Below are 19408 nucleotides of genomic sequence, written 5' to 3'. Positions count from 1 at the left end.
ATGATCAGTTGCGGCTGCGGTCAACCATCTTGCCCTTGCTGATCCAGGGCATCATTTCACGCAGTTTCGCGCCGACCTGTTCGATCTGATGCTCGTCATTGATACGGCGCGTCGCCTTGAACATCGGCTGCCCGACGGCGTTTTCCTGCATGAAATCGCGGACGAATTTGCCGGACTGGATATCACGCAGTACCGCCTTCATCCGCGCCTTGGTCTCATCATAGGGCAGGATGCGCGGGCCGCTGACATATTCGCCATATTCAGCGGTGTTCGAGATCGAGTAATTCATGTTGGCGATGCCGCCCTCATAGATCAGGTCGACGATCAGCTTGACCTCGTGCAGGCATTCGAAATAGGCCATTTCCGGCTCGTACCCGGCTTCGACCAGCGTCTCGAAGCCCATGCGGATCAGTTCGACCAGACCGCCGCACAGTACCGCCTGTTCACCGAACAGATCGGTTTCGCATTCCTCGCGGAAATTCGTCTCGATAATCCCCGAACGTCCGCCGCCGATGGCCGAGCAATAGGACAGGCCCAGATCCATGGCTTTGCCAGAGGCATCGTTATGCACGGCAACAAGGCAGGGAACGCCGCCGCCCTTGACATATTCGCCGCGTACCGTGTGGCCGGGACCCTTCGGAGCCATCATGATCACATCGACGCCCGGTTTCGGCTCGATCAGGCCGAAATGCACATTCAGCCCGTGGGCGAAGGCAATCGCAGCACCTTCGCGCAGATTGTCATGGACATGTTTGCGGTAGGTTTCTGCCTGCAATTCATCCGGCATGGTGAACATGATCAGGTCGCACCAGGCGGCGGCCTCGGCAATGCCCATCACCTTCAGCCCTTCCGCTTCGGCCTTGGCCGCCGAGGGGCTGCCCTCGCGCAGGGCGATCACGACATTCTTGGCGCCGCTGTCGCGCAGGTTAAGCGCATGGGCATGACCCTGGCTGCCATAGCCGAGGATCGCCACCTTCTTGTCCTTGATCAGGTTCACATCGCAATCACGATCATAGTAAACGCGCATATCTGGTCCTTTCCTGTCTGATGATCGGGTTATAGACCCAGAGTAACGGCAGGGATGTTCATTTTTCTCGAATTATGGCATCATTGGATAATTTTCATGCCATACAGGTGAGTAATTGGAAAAATTCATGCCCGATATGAGCGATCGGCGCATATTGCGACATCTGCTTGCCGATCCGGACGCACCGAATGCCGTTCTGGCCCGGCGGGCGGGCGTGACCACGGCAAGCCTGTGGCGGCGGCTTGAGCGGATGCGCGAGGCGGGCGTGATCCCGGCGATTCAGAACCGTGTAGACTGGCGCGCCCTCGGCTGGGAGGTCGAGGTAAGTCTGCGCTTCACCCTGGACAAGACGGATCCCCGCGCATTCGACGAATTCATCGCCGCCGCGCGCGAGGTGCCGGAAGTCACCGAAATCCAGACATTCCTGGGCAGCGTCGATCTGCGTCTGTCGGTGATTGCCCGCGATATGGCGCATTGGCAGCAGATCTACCGCGACCGGATCCTGACCTTGCCGCATGTTTCCGACAGCGATGCCCTGATGCTGGTCTCGACCATCAAAGACAGCGCGGAATTGGCCCTATGAGCGGGCTGGACCAGACCGATCTGGCGATTCTGCGCATTCTGGCGGCAGACGCGACCCGAAGCGCGGCCGAGATCGGGCGCAGTGTCGGTATCGGGCAATCGGCGGCATGGCGGCGGATCCGCAAACTGCGCGAATCGGGTATTCTTGCCGGGCGGCGCGTGGTGGTGGACAACGCCGCGCTGGGCTTCGGCGTGACGGTTTTTCTGGGCGTGCGCCTTGCCGCCAAGGGGCGCACCTCGCTGGATGAATTCGAACGCGCCGTCACCGCCATCCCCGAGGTGCAGACGGTCCAGCATGTGCTGGGGCAGTTCGATTACCGCCTGCGGATCATCGCCCGGGACATCAGCGATTTCGAGCGTATCCTGCGCCGCCGCATCATGACCCTGCCCGGCGTTGGGCAGGTTGAGGCAAATGTGATGCTGTCAGAGGAACGGCTGCCCGGTCCGCTGGGCGCGCTTGGCTAAGCGGGTCAGCCCTGCCGGATGGCGGTATGGCTCAGGGCCATTTCGACCCCGCGAAGCTCTGCCAGCCCCTTGAGGCGCCCGATCGCGGGATAACCCGGCTGGCCGCCCCGTCCCAGATCGTCAAGGATATCCTGTCCGTGATCCGGCCGGATGGGGATCAGGACATCCTCGCGCCCCGCCTTCCGCCGCCGTTCTTCCTCGCGCAGGATCGAGGCGACCAGCGCCACCATATCCGTCTGCCCGCCAAGATGCTCATCCTCGAAGAACGAACCGCGGATCGCGTCGCTGTCTCGCCGGACATTGCGCAGATGCGCGAAATGAACCCGTGCGCCGAACCGCTCCATCATCCCGACCAGATCGTTATCGGGCCGGGCGCCAAGCGAACCCGCGCAAAGCGTGATCCCGTTCGCGGACAGATCGACCGCCGCCATGCGCTCGGCATAATCCGCCTCGGTCGACATGACGCGGGGCAGACCCAGCAAACCGAACGGCGGATCGTCGGGATGGCAGCACAGCCGGACACCGATTTCCTGCGCGACCGGCGCGACCTGTTCCAGAAAATCGTGGAAATTCCTGCGCAGGACCTTATCCGTGACCGGCGCATAGCTTTCCAGAAGATCCCGCACATCCTGCAAGGAAAAATGCTCTGCCGCGCCGGGCAGGCCGCAGACCACATTCTCGGCCAGCTGCGCGCGCCGTGCCTCGCTCATTGCTGCGAAACGGCGGGCGGCCTCTTCGCGGATCTCTTCGGGAAATTCCCCGGCGGCTTCTTTTCGCTGAAGGATGTGAATATCGAATGCGGCGAAATCGATGAAATCGAAGCGCATGCAGGTCGCGCCATTCGGCCGGCGCCAGGCAAGATCGGTGCGGGTCCAGTCCAGCACCGGCATGAAATTATAGCAGATCACCTCGATTCCGGCATCCCGCAGGTTCCGCATCGAGGCGATCCAGCTGGATATATGCGCCTGCCAGTCGCCGCTTTGCGTCTTGATCGCCTCGCTGACCGGAAGGCTTTCGACCACTTCCCATTTCAGGCCGGAAGCCGCGCCGTCCTTCATGACCGAGATCTGCTCCTGCCGCAGCGCGATTTCTTCGGGCGTCCAGATCGTGCCGGTCGGAACGTGATGCAGCGCGGTTACCACGCCCCGCACGCCCGCCTGCATCATATCATCGACCGAAACCAGATCCTTCGGACCAAACCATCGCCATGTATGCCTCATCTCGTTCTCCTGAGCGGACTGAGCGACCCTACCGCAGGCCGCCCTTCTTCTTTGTTGAAATACCTTGCGGGGGTTCGGGGGCGCAAAGCCCCCGGCCTTAACCTTCGAAATCGAGTTGCACCTTCACCGCCTGCATGCGGTCCCCGGCAAGATCAAAGGCCCGCACCGCCTCCTGTGCGGGCAGCACCTGCGTCACGATCGGCGACAGGTCGATCTCGCCCGCGCCAATCATGCGCACGGCATCGGCGAATTCCCTGTCGAAGCGATGCGTTCCGACAAGACGCAACTCTTTGCTGACAATCAGGTTCAGCGGAAGGGGTGTATCCCCGCCCACGCCGATCTGCACCATCGTGCCCTGTGGCCGCAGCAGGGCGACGGCCTGCGCAATGGCATGCTGATTGGCCGAACATTCCAGAACCACATCGATCCGGCCCTTGCCGGTGCCGTAATCCTGTAACCCGTCAGATGTCTCGGCGACATTGACCACCCGGTCCGCGCCCAGCTTTTCCGCGATACCCAGCGTAAAATCCTGCACATCGGTCACGATGATCTCTGCCGCGCCGCGCAGCCGGGCCAGCGCGGTGCAGATCGCGCCGATCGGTCCCGCGCCGGTGATCAGGACCCGCCGCCCTTCAAGCGAAGGCGCGACAGACAAGGCGTGAAGACAGACGGCCAGCGGCTCGGCCCCCGCCGCCGCCGCCGCGGTGATGTTTTCAGGCAGGGGCAGGCATTGCGTTGCGGGATGGGCGAGCCGGCTACGGAACAGCCCATCCTCATGCGGCAGCCGCATGGCCGAACCGCTGAAGCGCATCTCCAGACAATGCCGCTCCTGGCCCGCCCGGCAGAACGCGCATGTCCCGCAGGAGCGCGAGGGCGACAGCGCCACCAGCTGCCCGGGCGCAAGGCCCGAGCCTTCGGGCGCGGATTCGACCACTCCTGCGGCTTCATGTCCCAGAATGATCGGCTCGCGCACGCGCACGGCACCAAATCCGCCATGGTGATAATAATGCAGATCCGATCCGCAGATCCCGCCGCGCGCGACACGGATGATCGCCGCTCCCTCGGACGGCGCGATTTCCGGAGCCTGTTCGACGCGCAGATCATGGGCCGCATGAAGGCGGCAGGCGTAGTCGGTCATATTGCTTCAGTCCATCAGTGAGGGCAGCCAGGTGCTGATCGCCGGGATATAGGAAACCAGCAGCAGCACGATGATATTCGTCGCCAGATAAGGTAGCAGCGCCCGGATGACAGGGGCAAGCGGAAGCCGGGCGATATTGGCGCAGATAAACAGGCAGACCCCGACCGGGGGCGTGGTCAGCCCGATCATCAGGTTCAGCACCATAAAGACCGCAAAATGCAGCGGATCCACCCCGACGCCCTGTGCTAATGTCAGTAGCGGTACGAAAAGGATGATCAATGCGGCGATCGTCTCCATGAACATGCCGACGAGCAGCAGCACGATATTGATCAGCAGGATCACGAGAAGCTTGTTATCGGTGACCGACAGGACCGCTCCGGCAATCATCTGCGGGATCTGTTCGCTGACCAGAATCCAACCGAAGACATTGGCGGTGCCGACAAGGGCAAGGATGCCCGCTGATCCGACGGCGCTGTCGATCAGGATGCCAGGGATCTTGCGCAGCGGCAACTCGCGGTAAATGAACATTCCCACAACCACCGCGTAAAGCGAGGCGACGACGGCAGTCTCGGTCGGCGTGACATAGCCCGACAGCATCCCGCCGACGATCAGTGCGGTCATTGCCAAGGCCCAGAATGCCCCCAGAAAGGCCAGCCAAAGCTCGCGCCAGCCTTGCCATGCCTGTCGGGGGAAATCGCGCCGAACCGCGATGATCCAGGTCGTTACCATCATCGTGCCGCCCAGCAGCAAACCGGGTATTGCCCCCGCGATGAACATCTTCCCAACCGAGATCCCGGATAGTGAACCGACGATGATCATCGGCACCGAGGGCGGAATGATCGGACCCACCGTGCTGGATGCCGCCGTGACCGCAGCCGAGAAATCGCCCGGATAGCCAGCCCTTTTCATGCCGGGAATCATCATCCCCCCGATCGAGGCGGCATCGGCGACCGCCGTGCCCGAAATGCCCCCGAACAGCATCGACGAGGCGACATTGGTTTGCGCCAGCCCGCCCCGAATCCAGCCGACCATGGCCTGCGCGAAGCGGATGATCCGCCCGGTAATCCCGCCCCCGTTCATCAGGTTTCCCGCAAGGATAAAGCCGGGAATGCACAGCAGGACGAAGCTGTCCATGCCCGCGAACATTTTCTGTGGGATGACCACCAGAGGCATGCCGTTCACCAGCAGATAGGCCATCGAAGACAACCCAAGCGTCACCGCCACCGGTATCCCGATCAGCAGGCCCAAGACAAACACAAGGCCAAGAATCGCCAGGCTCATTCGATTTCTCCAGACAGGTTTTCAGGTCGGCCGTCGCTTGCGCCGGTCAGCATCTCGATGCAGCGGGCCAGAGCAGCGAAAGCCAGCACGACCAGCAGCAGCAATATGCTGCCATGCACGTAATTCATCGGCACTCCCATTGCGGGTGAGGTCTGCATCGCGCCGATACTCGTGAATTTCCAGGCCGGCAGAACAAGCAGCAGGCAGAAGGGCAGAACCAGCAACGTCGATATGAGCCGCAGCAACCACGGAAACCGCCCCGGAAGGCTTTCACTGACCAGATCGACATTGACCAGATCGCCCGTCAGCAGCGCAAGCCCGGTTCCGAAACCGGCAAGATACAGCAGGGCGTATCGCGCCAGTTCCTCGGTCCAGACCGGCGATGTGCCGAAATTGCGCGCGGATACCTGAATGGCGACCGCGATGATCAGGACCAGAAAGGAAATCCCTGTTCCGACCCGCAAAAGCGTTCGTATATGTTGGCTTAACCTGTTCATGTGTCACCTTTTGCGATCATGGTGCGGCACCTGATCCGGCCTGCATCTTCTTCACCCAAATACCCCGGGGCAGCCGGGCCGCCGGTTCAGGAACCAACCGGCGTCGGCAGTATCCCGTTTTCGAAAATCAGCCCTGAGCGGCGAAAAACTCTTCCACCATCGGTTTGATCTCTTCTCCGACATTGGCAAGCACCGCATCCTTCGACTTGGCGGCGAAGGCGGCCGTGTCGCTGTCGACGAATGTCATGCCCTTCTCCTGCAGGCTGGTGGCAAGACGCTCTTCATCTTCAAGGAACAACTCGCGCTCCAGAGTCTGCGCGGTTTCGGCGGCCTGTGTCACGGCCTCTTGATCCTCGGCGGATAGCCGGCCCCATGTCATCTCGGAGATGGTCAGATAAATCCATGAACGGACATGTTCGGTCTTGTTGACGAATTTCTGCACCTCGTTGATATTCGCCGACTCGATCAGTGCAAGCGGGTTCTCCTGTGCGTCGAGCGTGCCGTTCTGCAGCGAGGTGAACACCTCGCCGAAGGCCATCGGCGTGGGCCGGGCACCAAGCGCTTCCCATGTCTTGACGAAAAGGGGCACGTTCGGCACCCGCAGCTTCAACCCGTCCAGATCGTCAGGCGTCACGATTTCACGATTCGAGGTCAGGTTGCGCGGACCGCGCGCGAAATAGGCGATCGGACGGATCTGGGCTTTGGCCAGAATATCTTCGCGGATCTGCGTTCCGATATCGCCCGAGGCAACCTCATCCATATGTTCCAGCGAGTCATAGGCATAGGGAAGCGCCAGCAATGCCGCCATGGGCGACCAGTTCTGAAGGCTTTCGCCGGTGATGGTCATATCGGCGGTGCCAAGCTGCATGCCGTTGATCAGGTCGATCTCCTTGCCAAGCGATTCATTCGGGAACACCTGCAGCTCGATGCGGCCATCGGTCAGCTTAGAGAGTTCTTCGCCGAATTTCAGCGATGCCTTGTGCCAGCTGTTCTCCTCATTCGCCAGATGGCCCAGTTTCAACGTGACTTCGGCGCCATGCGCGGCGTGGATTGCCGGAGTGGCCAGCAGGCTGGCACCGGCCAATGCGGTAAAATGACGACGATTCAGTTTCATGATTGCTCCTCCTGATAGTCAGTCCGTAAAGAATTCGGGTTTGGCTTTCGTGATCGCGGGCAGGTCGTTCAATACCTCGCGCAGGTGGCTTCGCATGGCCTGTTCGGCGGCCTCGCCATCACCGCGATGCAGGCTTTCGACAATAGCCTCGTGCTGTTCGATCAGTTTCTGATGGTCAAAGACTCGCGCCGTGATATGGCGCAGCCGGTTCATCTGCGATTTCAGACCCTCCAGCACGTCCCAGACATCGCCATGTCCGGCGGCTACCGCGAGATCGTGGTGGAACTGGTCGTCCAGAGTGATGAATGTCTCGACATCCTGCGCCTTGCTTGCTTTGCGCTGCGCAACAAGCTGCTGTTCCAGCCGGTTCAGCACGTCCGTGCCAGCATTTGCCGAAAGCATGCGGATCAGGTCGCTTTCCACGGCTTCGCGGATCAGCCGGGCGGATAACACCGCCTTGACCGAGATCCGTCCAATGAAGGTGCCGCGTTGCGGCCGTACCTCGGCCAGTCCGGTCGCGGTCAGGCGGATGAACGCTTCGCGCACGGGCTGTCGGCTGACGCCTGCCTGCTGGGCGATCTCGGTTTCGCTAAGACGTGCGCCCGGCTCCAGAACGCCCCGCAAAATCAGCCCGTGCAGCCAGTTATAGACCTGCTGCGCGGTCGAGTTTCCCGAAACATTGATGCGGATCTGATCCATGATTTTCTCCTCCTCCGCCTATATTCCATACTTCCATACTAGTCAATCGAGTGATTTTCTTTCTTGGGGCTCTCGACCGAAAGCTGCCGGATGTGAACCTTTGAAGGTTTATATATCAGGGGGTTATTTTCTGGAAAAACGAGGTGAAGAGATCGCTTCCCGAAATCGGATTCGAGCCTGCCGCAAGTGCGACGGACAGACCGATTGCGGATGACAGGGGATTGTGCCGGTCACCGTCTGGCCCCGCGACAAGACTCATCACCAGAGTCGGCGACAGGAACAGGCCGATTCGGATCACGTCCTGCCAATCGTCGGGCAGCATGCCTTTGTCGGATAATGTCCTGAGCCACGGTTTCCAGAAATACATGGCCTTGGCGTCCAGCAGGCGAAGACGCACCCGGCTTGGCTGCCAATCGGTATCGATGCACAGCATGTCGTCCCGATACTGAACCGAAGCCTGGTATCGTTGCTGGGCCATCTCGGGATTATAAAGCCAGAACGGATGTGCGAAGATATTGTGGAAGGTTGATTTCACCTCGGCCAGAAGCGAGGGAACCTTGTCGCCCGCGAAGGCAGGATCGAAGAAGGCCAGTGAAGGGCCGTTATCACCGTTTTCGTACCAGATATTCGCGTTATGCGCATCGCCATGCGCGACGATGCCGCCCGCATCACCCATGTTTCGGGGCGCATAGCGTTCATAGGCAAGATCGAACATTTCGGACAGGCTTCGGCGATACGCGACACCGTTAATCACCGGTCGCGCCCGGCTGATCTGATCCCATCCGAGCTCGACCTGCCCGGGAAAACGGAATTTCTTGCCGATATAGAAAGAGGCAAGACGCCCGCCCGGATATCGGCCGTCCCGCGGATCGATCAGGCGTTCGTGGAACAGGCGGTGGATCGGCTCGGCCGCGGCCTGATCCGGCGTGACCGGGGTCAGAGTGGCTTTTGCAACCCGCAGGATACTGTCGTTCAGTGACTTTTCGGCCTGAACCGCCAGATCGATGGCGGTTTCGTCATCGGATTGATCAAGCGCAAAGAGGATGTCGGAAAAGCGCGGGTCGGAACGGCGTCTGTAAACCAGCAATTGTTCGCCGGGAAGCGTCGAAAGGAAAACCGGCTGATCCACGGGAAGACCGGCGCGCGACAGAATATCCGCGCGGTAATATTCACCGGTCATTTCCTCTTCGCCTTCCTCCTGATGGAATTTAAAAAAGAATTCCTGTCCGTCGGACGCGAAGAACCCGTTCAGGGAATTAAGGGAATATTGATCCAGATTGATCTGCAATCCCGATACCGGAATGTCGAAAATCGTCGATATGAAATCGGTCAGCATGGTCTCGGCACGGGTGACATCCTTGCGGGCCGTCTCGCGAATTGCGGCGGTGCGGGATGCGGAAGGGCGAGATGCAGGGGGCGGATCAATCGGCATGGTTGTTCCCACAGATGATAATCGTCTTGATGCCGTCCGCGTTGCCGGCTGCAAGACGGGTATAGGCATTTGGCACGTCTTCAAGCGGGATCTGCGCGGCAATGAACGGATCGAGCCGGGGGCTGAGTTCCGGCAGAAGATCGCGGATCTCTTCCAACTCATTGCCAAAGGCGTGGCAGCCCATGACGGCGATTTCACGTTCGACGAGATGCACCGGATCAATGATCCCGGCGGGCATGCCGATCCCGACAAGCGCGACACGACTCGCCCCGGCAATATTGCCAAGCATAGCGCGGATCACATGCTGACTTCCGGTGGTTTCGACCACGTAACGGAAACGCATATCGGTTAACCGATCAGGCGTGACAACCCGCGCTCCGGTGGCCTGCGCCACAAGACCGGCGCGTTGTCCGTTGCGGTCGAGGATCGCCACCGGATGCCCGCTGCGCCGGGCCAGAAGCGTAACGAACCCGCCGATCGGACCCGCGCCGGTAACTACGATTTCGGCCCCGGCGGGCGCGCCAAGCATGTTAAGCGCGTGCAGCGCCACGGCCAGCGGTTCGGCCAGCGCCAGATGACGGTCCGGCACGGCATCCGGGGCCTTAAGAAGATTGCGTGCCGGCAGGGTAACCGCCTCGGCGAAACCGCCATCGATCACCTCGCCCAGAAAGCCAAGCGTCTCGCAAACCTGTCCGGTACCATCCAGACAGGCGGGGCAGGTGCCGCAGATATGCCGGCTGTCGACGATGACACGATCGCCCGCAGCGACATGGTTCACGGCGTCGCCGACCCGGGTCACGATGCCGGTGAATTCATGTCCGGCGACGGAGGGTGCGCGGGTAATCCATGCGCCGGTCAGATAATTATGCAGATCCGAACCGCAGATACCGGCGGCCGTGACAGACAGGGTGGCCTCGTCCCGTTCCGGAGCGCGCGGCAAATCGATATGTTCGAAGCGCAGATCCTGTGTGGCGTGAAGGCGAACGGCGCGCATCTTTCAACGCTTCAGATAGTCAAGACGCAGATCGCTGACCGCGTTGGCATGCGACGAGAAGCCTTCATATTCCGCAAGCGTCCTGGCATTGCGGGCCATGTCGGGATAGCCTTTTTCGGTCACGTAACCAATAGAGCTGCGGCGCAGGAAATCAGTGACCGACAATGGTCCATAGGTGTTCGCCCCTTTCGAGGTGGGCAGGACTGCGTTCGGGCCAAGCGCGAAATTCGCGATCGACACGGGCGTATGCGTGCCAAGCAGGATCTCGGACGCTTCGGTGATATCGCCAAGATAATCGAATGGCCGGGTCGACATGATCTCAAGATGTTCGGGCGCATATTCGTTGACGAAATTACAGGCATCATCCATCGATTCGGCAAGGATGATGCCGCCTGAATTTCCGGTAAGAACGTTACGGGAAAATTCCATGCGCGCTTCGGTCATCCGGCCCCAGAGTTCGGGCAGCGCATCCAGAGCCTCGCTGACCACGCGTTCCGATGGCGTGACCAGCCATGCAGAGCTGTCCGGCCCATGTTCGGCTTCGATCAGCAGATCCATGGCGGCCAGACGGCCGGACACGGTATCATCGGCCAGAATCACGCATTCGGACGGCCCGGCGGGCAGGCCGGGATCGATGATGCCGGCCAGCAGCCGCTTGGCCGCGACGACCCATGGACTGCCGGGGCCGACGATCTTGCGGGCTTTCTTCACCGTTTCGGTGCCATAGGCCACCGCCGCGACGGCCTGAGCGCCGCCGACCTTGTAAATGGTTTCCACCCCGGCGATCCGCGCGGCGACAAGAGTTGCGGCGTCGACCTTTCCGTCCGGCCCCGGAGGGGTGACAATCGCGAGATCGGGCACTTTCGCCACCACAGCAGGCACCGAGGTCATCATGATTACCGAAGGAAAGGAGCCCTTGCCACGCGGCACGTATAGCGCAACCGAGGTGATCGGCAGGAAGCGGTCGCCGGCAAAGGCCCCGGGCTGAACCTCTTTCAGCCACATCGGTTCGGGCAGTTGCTCTTCATGGAAGCTGCGGATATTCCCGATCCCGAAACGGATCGCCTCGATTACCTTGTCATCGACCAGCCCGAATGCCTCATCGAACTCGGCCTCGGAGACCTTCAGGTTTTCCTTGGTCAGGCCATCGGCCTTGTCCAGTTCGCGCCCGAAACGCACAAGCGCGTCGTCGCCCTGACTGCGCACCGCCTCCAGAATCGGTTCGACCTTTTCAAGGAAGAACGAAAGATCGGCTTCGGATCGCCGGGTCAATGCACTGCGCTCATCGCGGGAAAGCGATTTGAGGTGCTTTACATTTACGTCAGGCATGGCAGTCCTTTCGGGTCTTGAAGGCACAGCATGTCGCCGCGCCTCTGGTCATTTGGATTTCAGGAAGATCTCGAGCCCCACGAGCCTGTCGAGCAGCCAGACCGCCAGCAACGCGATCAGGACGAAGACCGACGAGACCGCCGCCAGATCCGGCGTGATGATCGAGCGGATATTATTGTAGATCTGCACGGGAAGCGTCACCGTCCGGGCATCGGTCAGCAACAGGCTGACCAGAAATTCGGTCATGGCCAGCACGAACATCAGCAGCCCGCCGGTGATCACGCCCGGCATCACGCCCGGCAGGGTGACATGCAGGAATGTCTCAAAGCGGCCGGCGCCACAGCTTGCCGCCGCCAGTTCCAGATCACTGTCCAGTGCCGCCGCCGAGGAAGATACCGACCAGATGATGAAAGGCAGGTTGATGACCGCCAGCGCGACGCCGACCGGCCAGATATTGCCCAGAATATGCCAGCTTCCGAAGACCAGCATCATGCCGATCCCTGAACCGATCAGGGGGATGGTGAAGGGCAGCAGGAGATAGATCTGTATCGCGTTGGCGAAGCGAAGCCGGAACCGGGTAAGCGCGATCCCGGCGAGAGTGCCGACCGGAAGCGAGACGGCAAGGCAGATCAGCGAGACGATGATCGACCTGCTGAATGCCTGCTGCAGATCCCGCGCCAGCGCGATCTGACGATACCATTTCAGCGAGAAACCGTCCGGCGGGAAGGTGATGATATTGCCACCCGTCAGCGATGCGCCGACCACGATGATCGTCGGCACGGACAGGATCACGATGCAGAACCAGACCAGACACCAGAAAATGACGCGTTGTGACCGGCTGATCATTTCCTGCCTCTCATTCCAAGTGTGCCTGCGCCGAAGAACGCGATTACCACCCCTGCGATAACCGACCCAAGCGCGACCAGAAGCAGGGCAAGGGCAGAACCAAGGCCCTGATCCGCAGTGCGGAAAAACTGGTCGTAAATGGCATTTGCGATGAAATCCTGCGAGCCGCCGCCGAGCATCGCGGGCATTGCGAAATCGGTCAGCGACAGCGTGCCGACGACAAGCGCGGCGCCGACAAGGCCGGGTTTCGCCATCGGCAGGATGACATGCCTGAAGACTTTCACCCAGTTTGCGCCCAGCGAACTGGCCGCCGTTTCGGTCTCGCGCGGGATCGCCGTCAAGGCCGGGGCAAGCATGAGAACCGCGAAAGGCAGCATATACTGGACAAGACCGAAAACCACCGCCGGGAAGTTGAACAGCAGGCGTATCGGCTCGATCCCGACAAGGCCAAGCGCGTCGTTCACCGCCCCGGAACTGCCCATCACGATCAGGATGCCATAGGCCCGGACGACCTGACCGATGAAGAACGGAAGAAACAGCACGATCAACAGGGTCTTGCGCAGGGCGGCCTTATTGGTGCGCACCATGATATAGGAATAGGGCAGGGCCAGAAGAAGCGTGAAAAACACCGTCAGACCGGCCCCAAGCAGCGAGCGCCAGACGATCCGCCAATAGGTCGGGCTTTCCGCGATGATGCGATAATTTGCAAGCGTGTATTCCTCGCCCGGTAGAAAGGTCGAGGTGTCGAGCGTATGCAAGGAGTTTTCGGCGATCTGGAACAGTCCAAGCACAAGGATGCCGACAAGTAGCAGTGCCGGGGTCAGCAACGCCCAGCCGGTATATCTGCCAAGGCGGCGCGGCCATAACAGGTCGAGCGCCGCATTCAGCCCGTCCATGATCCGCCATTTCAACGGATAGCGGAATGACCTGTCTTCACTGTCTCGGGGCATCAGTTCGCCTTTGGTCCAATCTGCCGAAACGCGGACCCAGAGCAGGGTTCCGGCGTCTTCAAAGGACGCGACCGCGGCAGATGCCCGCGCGTCCTTCCGTTTGGGGAAATATCAGCCCTGCATGATTTCCTTGAATTTCGCGAACCATTCGCTTTCATTCTCGATCTGAATCTTTGACGAGATACGGATGAGATCCTCGAAATCTTCGGGTTTGGTGGGATAGGAGGGATCATTCTCAAGCCCTTCCGGTGGTGTCAGATCCGGAACGACGCCCGGCAGACCAAGACCGTCAAGCCAGATTTGCTGGCTTTCCTTCGACAGCGCCATGTTGATATATTGCTTGGCCCAGTAAAGCTCGTTCTCGGGCAGGCCCTGGGGAATCCACATGCCGTCAGTATCGAACTTGCAGCCTTCCTCTGGCACGGTCCAGGCCAGGTCGATGCCATTCTTCTTCGCGGCCAGCGCGTTGGTCGAAATGGTGCAGGCCGCGTCGATCTCGCCATTCTGGAACCATGCGGTGAAATCGGGGTCTTCACCCAGAAGCGGCTGCTGATTTTTAATCTCGCGGATGAACTCCCAGCAGGCATCCATATTCCCCGGAATATCTTCCAGTGAGCCCCCGCCGGCGACCTGCGCCGGGAAATGGAAGCCGATACCGTCATTATAAAGCGCGATCCGGCGTTTCAGGCGTGGATCAAGCAGATCCCGCCAGGATTTCGGAGCTCCATCGGGGAAGGCTTCGGGCCGATAGGCCAGAACGTAGACGTAACCATAGGTGTTCACGATCGGATAACCATCCAGCCCGATGGGTTTGGCCAGATCGGTGGTGTTGGACAGGTTGGCCAGATCCGAAAGATCCTCGGTCACGCCGCGCAGCGCGGATTTGCTTGCATTGGTCGTGGTGTCCCAATTGACATGGATCGGCGGAATGCGCCCCTGGGCGACGGCGGCCCAGATCTTGGGCTGGATTTCGTTATCCTCGGTCAGGTCATGGCGCACGGCGATGCCGGTTTCTTCGGTGAAGCGATCCGACACGCCTGCCTTCAGGGCCGCGACCCAATCGCCACCCCATGCGCGAACAATGATTTCCGCTGGTTTTTCGGGTTCCTGCGCGAATATCCGCGATGCGGCGAACGGCGTCAGAAGCGCCGCGCCGCCGGTTGCCATGCCGGTACGGAGAATCCCGCGGCGGGTTATGTTCCTGTTCATCACTGTCTCCTTTGTTGGATCGCCTGCATCTTTCATGAGGCGCGGAATTCAAAGATTTTCATGTCGCGTGCATTCCAGCCGATCATCACCCGCGTTCCGATCTCGAACAGTCCGAAACTTTCCGGATCGTGGTGATAGACGCGGAAGGTGATCCCGGGCAACTCGTCGGTGGCAACCACATAAAGCTGACGCTCGCCTTCGAAGATGGTGTCCCGGACAGTGCCGGTCAGGCGGGTATCGCACGCCGCAAGCTGGCCGCTTTCGGCTGCAATGCGGATTTGTTCGGCCCGGACAGCGCCACGAACCGCCGTGCCATCGGCAAAATTCCCTGCGTGCGTGCCCGACAGGAAGTTTTCGCCCGATGTCAGACCGCCGGGCACGGCGTGCCCATTGATAAAGGACGCCACGCCCAGAAATCCGGCCACAAATGCGTTATCGGGCGCACGGTACAGATCGACAGGCTTGGCATGCTGCTGAATCCTGCCGCCATCCATCACGATGATATCGTCGGACACGACCAAAGCCTCGCGTTGATCATGGGTCACATTGATCGTCGTGACGCCCAGTTCATGCTGGATCCGGCGGAATTCAAGCTGCATCTCTTCGCGCAGTTTCACATCAAGCGCGGCAAGCGGCTCATCCAGCAGCAGCAGTTCCGGCTTGAAAACAAGGGCGCGGGCGATAGCCACCCGTTGTTGCTGGCCGCCTGACAGCTCATTGATCCGGCGATTTCCATAGCCGCCAAGCTTGACGAGGTCGAGGAACTCATCGACGCGGCGCGGAATGGTCTTCGGATTGAACCGGCGCATTTTCAGCGGGAAAGCGATATTCTCGGCGGCGGTCATATGCGGGAAAAGTGCCAGTTTCTGAAACACCATGCCGATCGAGCGGCGGTGTGGCGGCGCGGAATCCACCGGTTTGCCGTTGACGGTGATTTCGCCGCTTGTCGGGGTCTCGAACCCCGCGATCATCCGCAGGAGAGTGGTCTTTCCGGAACCGGACGGGCCAAGGATGGTCAGGAATTTACCTGTTTCCAGCTCGAAACTGGCATTGCTGACGGCAAGCGCGCCATTCCCGAAATCCATTGTTACATCGCGTACACGAACCGCCGTACTCTGCCCCGACTTGCCCGGCGAGATTGCGCGTTCGGATGGTGAGCCGTTGGTCATTCATCTCTCCCTTGGCGCCCGACCCTGTCTGTTATGATCTCTTGTGCCGCCAATGTCTAAATTTTTGCCAGATATCCGCCATCGATCACGATGCATTGCCCGGTGATATATTCCGAGGCACCCGAAGCCAGGAATTGCGCCGCGCCGATCAGATCTTCAAGTTTGCCCAGCCGCCCCATCGGCACCTTGCTTTCCATATCTGCGACCCAGGCCGGATCCTCGTAGAACATATTGGTCAGATCCGTGTGGAAATATCCCGGTGCGATGGCGTTGACCCGGATGTTCAAAGGCGCCCATTCCGCCGCAAGCGCGCGGGTCATTCCCAATATCCCGGTCTTGGAGGTGCCATAGGGCGTTGCTGTGGGAACCCCGACATATGAAGTCAGCGAAGCCAGGTTCACGATTGCGCCACCGCCATTGGCCGCCATATTGGCCGCGGCAGCCTGAGCGACGAAAAAGGCGCCCTTGAGATTGGTATCCACGATCTTGTCCCAAAGCGCCTCGTCCACATCCAGCGAGGGACGCAGCTCTTCTACTCCGGCATTGTTGATCAGGATATCGATCGCAGAAAGACCGGAAAGCTGGCTACGGATGATGCCGATATCGCGCTGATCCACCGCGATGCATTCCACATTGCAGCCCTGCGCGCGAAGCTCTTCGGCTGTCGTCTGAAGCGGCTCGGTTTTGCGTGCCGTCAGAACCAGATCGGCTCCGGCGTTGCCGAAACCCAAAGCCAGCATACGGCCGATGCCGCGGCTTGCTCCGGTGATCAGGGCGCGTTTTCCCCTGAAGTCAAAATGCACATCGTTCCGTGTCAGAGCGGGATTCGACATATGGCACCTGGATATCGCTTGCATGTTCGTCCATTGGATTGTCGCTTGAGGATCATCGAGTCAACCACGGCACTTATCCTGACGTCCGCTCGGGTGAATATCGATGTTCCGAACGATCCGCCATGCTTTACATCGCGTTCGAGGCGGATGACAGCGCATCTTCCCGATCCGCTTCGACGATCGAGTGGGATTCCGGCCGGAGATGGATAACCGTTTGTTCGGTACAGACCGGGCAGGGAGACATCTTACCCTGCTTGCAAAGAGTGTTTAACATATGGCCAGATGGCGCGTGCGCCCTGCGGCAGATTTGAAGTGCCGGGGCCACCACCTTTTGGCCTGGCAGGCAAAATCGCGGGTCGATTGCCGAGGCAAGACGGCGGCTAATCGAAGGAGAGCAAATTGAGATTATTTCATTCACCCGGCTCGTGCTCGATCGGGATCCGGGTTCTGCTGGAACATGTACGGGCCCCGTATGAACTGGTTACGATCGAGACCGCAAAGGGTGATCATCGCAAGCCGGAATATCTGGCGCTGAATCCCAAGGGCAAGGTTCCGGCGTTCGAGTTGGATGACGGCAATATGCTGACGGAATTCCCGGTAATCGCGCAATGGATCGCCCGGAATTTTCCGGCAGCCAGACTGCTTCCGGGCGATCAGCTTAAGGAACTGCGCACGCTTGAACTGCTCGAATATATCGTGTCGTCGCTGCATATGCGGGGCGCCGTGTTCCTGCTGCGGCCTGAAAAATTCTCGGCGGATGCCTCGGCGCAGGAAGATCTGCGTCAGCACGGGCGCGAGGTTCTTACCGAAGGTTTCACGATGCTGGCAAAGCGACTGGGCGATTCGGAATTCTTTTTCGATGGTTTCACGGTCGTGGATGCTGCCGCGTTCTATCTTCTGAACTGGAAAGATCGCGTTGGTGTCGCGTTGCCCGCTGAACTTGAAGCCTATCACCAGCGTTTACTGAAACTACCTGCGGTGCAGCGTGCGCTGGCCTAAGCGGCTACCGGCAACCGCTATTTACCTGATCCCGTTCTGTCCATTGGTCGATATTGCGGTAAGTTGCTGATTTAAACTGATATGGTGGCGTCAGCCATTCGGCAGTTTCTCGGCGTGCTCTACTCTTTTGGCCAGTGCCGGGCGCCCCCTGCTTCGCAAAACTGAAGCAAGGCTTTTTTTAAGCGATTTGCTGTCATGCGTCATGACCGCGGTGACCAGTCTTCCCAGTCTCGTAGGGTCATGGCGGCCGCGGCGGTAAAGTTCATAGAATCGCGCCTCTGTCATGCTGCCGTCGATACATTCCCGTACGAAGGTTGACAGGATCTTGGCGCGCGCCATGTGCTTGATGCAGTGGTGAGACGTCCAGCGCGCCTTCAGAAGCGAGACATTGGGGCCTGAAAACCGGGCTGCGTGCCTCCGGTCGAGTTCCAGCATGGGATCAAAGACGATCCAGACATGACCGGCTGCGTGAATTTCCTTCGGGGCATCTGCATAGGGACCGTTCCAGTCCGCATGCCGGCCGCTCCAATACCGGGTTTCCCATCCTACAATATCGGGATCCAGCGTCGATTGAGGAGAAAAGGCAATCACGGTGCAGTTCGGCGCCAAAGAAGAAAACGCGCATGCCGCGAAGCCGCCCATGGAGGTTCCGGAAAACACGACTTTCCCGAACCGCGCAAAGAACCCATCCCCGGCAAGTTTTTCCAGCGCCGCAAACAAACTGGAATTGCGGTACCAATTCGTATGATGTGCCATGACGCCAAGATATGACCAGCCGGCTTTTGCGGCAAACGCATAGCCCCAGGGATCGCGAAGGCGGTTTTTACTTCTTGGACCGGAAAGGTCGTCGAAACCGACATAGAGAATCTTGTCGGATCGGTGGATATGCTGAACCGTAAAAGCCTCTTCGGTGATCAGGAAGCCGTGCTTGTGGCGGGACAGCGACAGATCGATGAGCCATCGGGGAATGGATGGTTCCTTTCTTGCCGCGCGCTTTCTCAATTTCCGGCTCCGTCCGGTTAATCAATATCGAGGTCGCGGCAACATAGACCTAATCCGTGCGACCGGCGCAATCCGCCCCTGTGCTTCTGTCTTAGGTCACGGCGGATTCATGCCGGCAGAGGTGTTTTTGCCGCCTGAATCGCGGTCCGCGCCCGGCGCATGAACAGGTATCAGTCATGATATTTTTGTGAAAAACCGGGCGACGGGCCGTGGATTCCTGTGGTGGCGGCATTTGCTAATCAATGCTTTTGATCCGGGCCACGGCCTTGTGGGCGGGCCGCATGCGCTTTACCAATGCCATTACCCAGATACGGAGACCCCGATGACCCGCTCCCTCGTTCTTGCAGGCTTTCTGGCCTTCGGCCTGCCAGCATTTTCCCATGCATCGTCGGATGAGGCATGGGCCGAGTTCCGCGCCGATGTGGAAGCCGCCTGCGAGGCCCTGTCCCCAAAGGAGGGCACGGTTCTGGTCGAGGTCAATCCGTTTGGCTCGGAAAGCTATGGCGCGGCTATCGTCTATCATCGGACGGATGCGGGACTCGACCGCTATGTCTGCGTCTATGACAAGCAATCGAAGGAGGCGGAACTTACCGCAGCCTTTCCGGCAGCGGATAGTCCCTGA

At 59.8% G+C, this 19408-nt stretch carries 20 protein-coding genes; 4 read left to right on the top strand and 16 right to left on the bottom strand.

Annotated elements, in window-relative coordinates:
* Positions 1 to 4: 4 nt before the first annotated feature.
* Positions 5 to 1027 carry a ketol-acid reductoisomerase gene (gene ilvC / locus Q0601_RS19040; RefSeq protein WP_305291497.1) on the bottom strand — a complete coding sequence of 341 codons (1023 nt, stop codon included), beginning with the start codon at positions 1025 to 1027 and terminating at the stop codon, positions 5 to 7.
* Positions 1028 to 1154: 127 nt separating this feature from the next.
* On the opposite strand from ilvC, the gene Q0601_RS19035 reads away from it, so the two are divergent.
* Both Q0601_RS19035 and Q0601_RS19030 read left to right on the top strand, forming a co-directional pair.
* Complete coding sequence (locus tag Q0601_RS19035; protein WP_305291495.1) at positions 1155 to 1610, top strand: Lrp/AsnC family transcriptional regulator; 456 nt, start codon at positions 1155 to 1157, stop codon at positions 1608 to 1610.
* Positions 1607 to 2074, top strand: a complete 468-nt coding sequence (locus Q0601_RS19030) for an Lrp/AsnC family transcriptional regulator (protein ID WP_305291493.1) — start codon at positions 1607 to 1609, stop codon at positions 2072 to 2074. Before Q0601_RS19035 ends, Q0601_RS19030 begins: the two co-directional genes overlap by 4 nt.
* A 5-nt stretch (positions 2075 to 2079) precedes the next feature.
* On the opposite strand, the gene uxuA is transcribed toward Q0601_RS19030, so the two are convergent.
* The 14 genes from uxuA to Q0601_RS18960 all read right to left on the bottom strand — a co-directional run bounded on the left by uxuA (position 2080) and on the right by Q0601_RS18960 (position 16785).
* The gene (gene uxuA / locus Q0601_RS19025; RefSeq protein WP_305291491.1) at positions 2080 to 3294 is read right to left on the bottom strand and encodes a mannonate dehydratase; all 1215 of its coding nucleotides are present in this window, start codon (positions 3292 to 3294) and stop codon (positions 2080 to 2082) included.
* Between the two features lie 97 nt (positions 3295 to 3391).
* Positions 3392 to 4432, bottom strand: a complete 1041-nt coding sequence (locus Q0601_RS19020) for an L-idonate 5-dehydrogenase (RefSeq protein WP_305291489.1) — start codon at positions 4430 to 4432, stop codon at positions 3392 to 3394.
* A 6-nt stretch (positions 4433 to 4438) separates the two neighbouring features.
* Positions 4439 to 5713: a TRAP transporter large permease gene (locus Q0601_RS19015; RefSeq protein WP_305291488.1), complete on the bottom strand. Its 1275-nt coding sequence runs from the start codon at positions 5711 to 5713 to the stop codon at positions 4439 to 4441.
* A complete protein-coding gene (locus Q0601_RS19010) occupies positions 5710 to 6210 on the bottom strand; it encodes a TRAP transporter small permease (RefSeq protein WP_305291487.1) in 501 nt (166 codons plus the stop codon). Before Q0601_RS19010 ends, Q0601_RS19015 begins: the two co-directional genes overlap by 4 nt.
* A 127-nt stretch (positions 6211 to 6337) precedes the next feature.
* Positions 6338 to 7324, bottom strand: a complete 987-nt coding sequence (locus tag Q0601_RS19005; RefSeq protein WP_370656151.1) for a TRAP transporter substrate-binding protein — start codon at positions 7322 to 7324, stop codon at positions 6338 to 6340.
* A gap of 18 nt (positions 7325 to 7342) precedes the next feature.
* On the bottom strand, positions 7343 to 8023 hold the full coding sequence (locus tag Q0601_RS19000) for a GntR family transcriptional regulator (protein ID WP_119751357.1): 681 nt from the start codon (positions 8021 to 8023) through the stop codon (positions 7343 to 7345).
* Positions 8024 to 8138: 115 nt separating this feature from the next.
* Positions 8139 to 9455: a hypothetical protein gene (locus tag Q0601_RS18995; protein WP_305291485.1), complete on the bottom strand. Its 1317-nt coding sequence runs from the start codon at positions 9453 to 9455 to the stop codon at positions 8139 to 8141.
* On the bottom strand, positions 9445 to 10449 hold the full coding sequence (locus Q0601_RS18990; protein WP_305291484.1) for a zinc-dependent alcohol dehydrogenase: 1005 nt from the start codon (positions 10447 to 10449) through the stop codon (positions 9445 to 9447). The genes Q0601_RS18995 and Q0601_RS18990 overlap by 11 nt, the downstream gene beginning before the upstream one ends.
* 3 nt (positions 10450 to 10452) lie before the next feature.
* Positions 10453 to 11778, bottom strand: coding sequence for a histidinol dehydrogenase (gene hisD / locus Q0601_RS18985; protein WP_305291483.1), 1326 nt, complete (start codon positions 11776 to 11778; stop codon positions 10453 to 10455).
* 48 nt (positions 11779 to 11826) lie between these two features.
* A complete protein-coding gene (locus Q0601_RS18980) occupies positions 11827 to 12624 on the bottom strand; it encodes an ABC transporter permease (protein WP_305291482.1) in 798 nt (265 codons plus the stop codon).
* A complete protein-coding gene (locus tag Q0601_RS18975) occupies positions 12621 to 13574 on the bottom strand; it encodes an ABC transporter permease (RefSeq protein ID WP_305291480.1) in 954 nt (317 codons plus the stop codon). The genes Q0601_RS18980 and Q0601_RS18975 overlap by 4 nt, the downstream gene beginning before the upstream one ends.
* Before the next feature lie 111 nt (positions 13575 to 13685).
* Entirely contained in the window at positions 13686 to 14783 is a 1098-nt protein-coding gene (locus Q0601_RS18970; RefSeq protein WP_305291479.1) for an ABC transporter substrate-binding protein, read from the bottom strand.
* A gap of 32 nt (positions 14784 to 14815) precedes the next feature.
* Positions 14816 to 15952 (bottom strand): ABC transporter ATP-binding protein, encoded by a 1137-nt coding sequence (locus tag Q0601_RS18965; RefSeq protein WP_305291478.1) that lies wholly within the window; start codon positions 15950 to 15952, stop codon positions 14816 to 14818.
* 56 nt (positions 15953 to 16008) lie between these two features.
* A complete protein-coding gene (locus tag Q0601_RS18960; protein ID WP_305291477.1) occupies positions 16009 to 16785 on the bottom strand; it encodes an SDR family NAD(P)-dependent oxidoreductase in 777 nt (258 codons plus the stop codon).
* Positions 16786 to 17184: 399 nt separating this feature from the next.
* Here Q0601_RS18960 and Q0601_RS18955 point away from each other — a divergent pair, with 399 nt between their 5' ends.
* Positions 17185 to 17784, top strand: coding sequence for a glutathione S-transferase family protein (locus Q0601_RS18955; protein ID WP_305291475.1), 600 nt, complete (start codon positions 17185 to 17187; stop codon positions 17782 to 17784).
* A 90-nt stretch (positions 17785 to 17874) separates the two neighbouring features.
* Here Q0601_RS18955 and Q0601_RS18950 read toward each other — a convergent pair whose 3' ends face one another.
* Positions 17875 to 18786: a hypothetical protein gene (locus Q0601_RS18950; protein ID WP_305291473.1), complete on the bottom strand. Its 912-nt coding sequence runs from the start codon at positions 18784 to 18786 to the stop codon at positions 17875 to 17877.
* A 322-nt stretch (positions 18787 to 19108) separates the two neighbouring features.
* Between Q0601_RS18950 and Q0601_RS18945 the strand changes: the two genes are divergently transcribed.
* Positions 19109 to 19408: a hypothetical protein gene (locus Q0601_RS18945; RefSeq protein ID WP_305291472.1), complete on the top strand. Its 300-nt coding sequence runs from the start codon at positions 19109 to 19111 to the stop codon at positions 19406 to 19408.

The organism is Paracoccus wurundjeri, assembly GCF_030678915.1.
GTDB classification, from domain to species: domain Bacteria; phylum Pseudomonadota; class Alphaproteobacteria; order Rhodobacterales; family Rhodobacteraceae; genus Paracoccus; species Paracoccus onubensis_A.
This window is presented reverse-complemented; position numbering and strand designations above follow the sequence as displayed.

Excerpts from the sequence above, each read along its gene's own strand:
- Q0601_RS18945 (WP_305291472.1), top strand. The coding sequence starts at position 19,109 with ATGACCCGCTCCCTCGTTCTTGCAGGCTTTCTGGCCTTCGGCCTGCCA.
- Q0601_RS18990 (WP_305291484.1), bottom strand. The coding sequence starts at position 10,449 with ATGCGCGCCGTTCGCCTTCACGCCACACAGGATCTGCGCTTCGAACAT.
- Q0601_RS18995 (WP_305291485.1), bottom strand. The coding sequence starts at position 9,455 with ATGCCGATTGATCCGCCCCCTGCATCTCGCCCTTCCGCATCCCGCACC.
- hisD (WP_305291483.1), bottom strand. The coding sequence starts at position 11,778 with ATGCCTGACGTAAATGTAAAGCACCTCAAATCGCTTTCCCGCGATGAG.
- Q0601_RS19015 (WP_305291488.1), bottom strand. The coding sequence starts at position 5,713 with ATGAGCCTGGCGATTCTTGGCCTTGTGTTTGTCTTGGGCCTGCTGATC.
- uxuA (WP_305291491.1), bottom strand. The coding sequence starts at position 3,294 with ATGAGGCATACATGGCGATGGTTTGGTCCGAAGGATCTGGTTTCGGTC.
- Q0601_RS19000 (WP_119751357.1), bottom strand. The coding sequence starts at position 8,023 with ATGGATCAGATCCGCATCAATGTTTCGGGAAACTCGACCGCGCAGCAG.
- Q0601_RS19010 (WP_305291487.1), bottom strand. The coding sequence starts at position 6,210 with ATGAACAGGTTAAGCCAACATATACGAACGCTTTTGCGGGTCGGAACA.
- Q0601_RS18960 (WP_305291477.1), bottom strand. The coding sequence starts at position 16,785 with ATGTCGAATCCCGCTCTGACACGGAACGATGTGCATTTTGACTTCAGG.
- Q0601_RS18965 (WP_305291478.1), bottom strand. The coding sequence starts at position 15,952 with ATGACCAACGGCTCACCATCCGAACGCGCAATCTCGCCGGGCAAGTCG.
- Q0601_RS19005 (WP_370656151.1), bottom strand. The coding sequence starts at position 7,324 with ATGAAACTGAATCGTCGTCATTTTACCGCATTGGCCGGTGCCAGCCTG.
- Q0601_RS19030 (WP_305291493.1), top strand. The coding sequence starts at position 1,607 with ATGAGCGGGCTGGACCAGACCGATCTGGCGATTCTGCGCATTCTGGCG.
- Q0601_RS19020 (WP_305291489.1), bottom strand. The coding sequence starts at position 4,432 with ATGACCGACTACGCCTGCCGCCTTCATGCGGCCCATGATCTGCGCGTC.
- ilvC (WP_305291497.1), bottom strand. The coding sequence starts at position 1,027 with ATGCGCGTTTACTATGATCGTGATTGCGATGTGAACCTGATCAAGGAC.
- Q0601_RS18970 (WP_305291479.1), bottom strand. The coding sequence starts at position 14,783 with ATGAACAGGAACATAACCCGCCGCGGGATTCTCCGTACCGGCATGGCA.
- Q0601_RS18975 (WP_305291480.1), bottom strand. The coding sequence starts at position 13,574 with ATGCCCCGAGACAGTGAAGACAGGTCATTCCGCTATCCGTTGAAATGG.
- Q0601_RS18980 (WP_305291482.1), bottom strand. The coding sequence starts at position 12,624 with ATGATCAGCCGGTCACAACGCGTCATTTTCTGGTGTCTGGTCTGGTTC.
- Q0601_RS19035 (WP_305291495.1), top strand. The coding sequence starts at position 1,155 with ATGCCCGATATGAGCGATCGGCGCATATTGCGACATCTGCTTGCCGAT.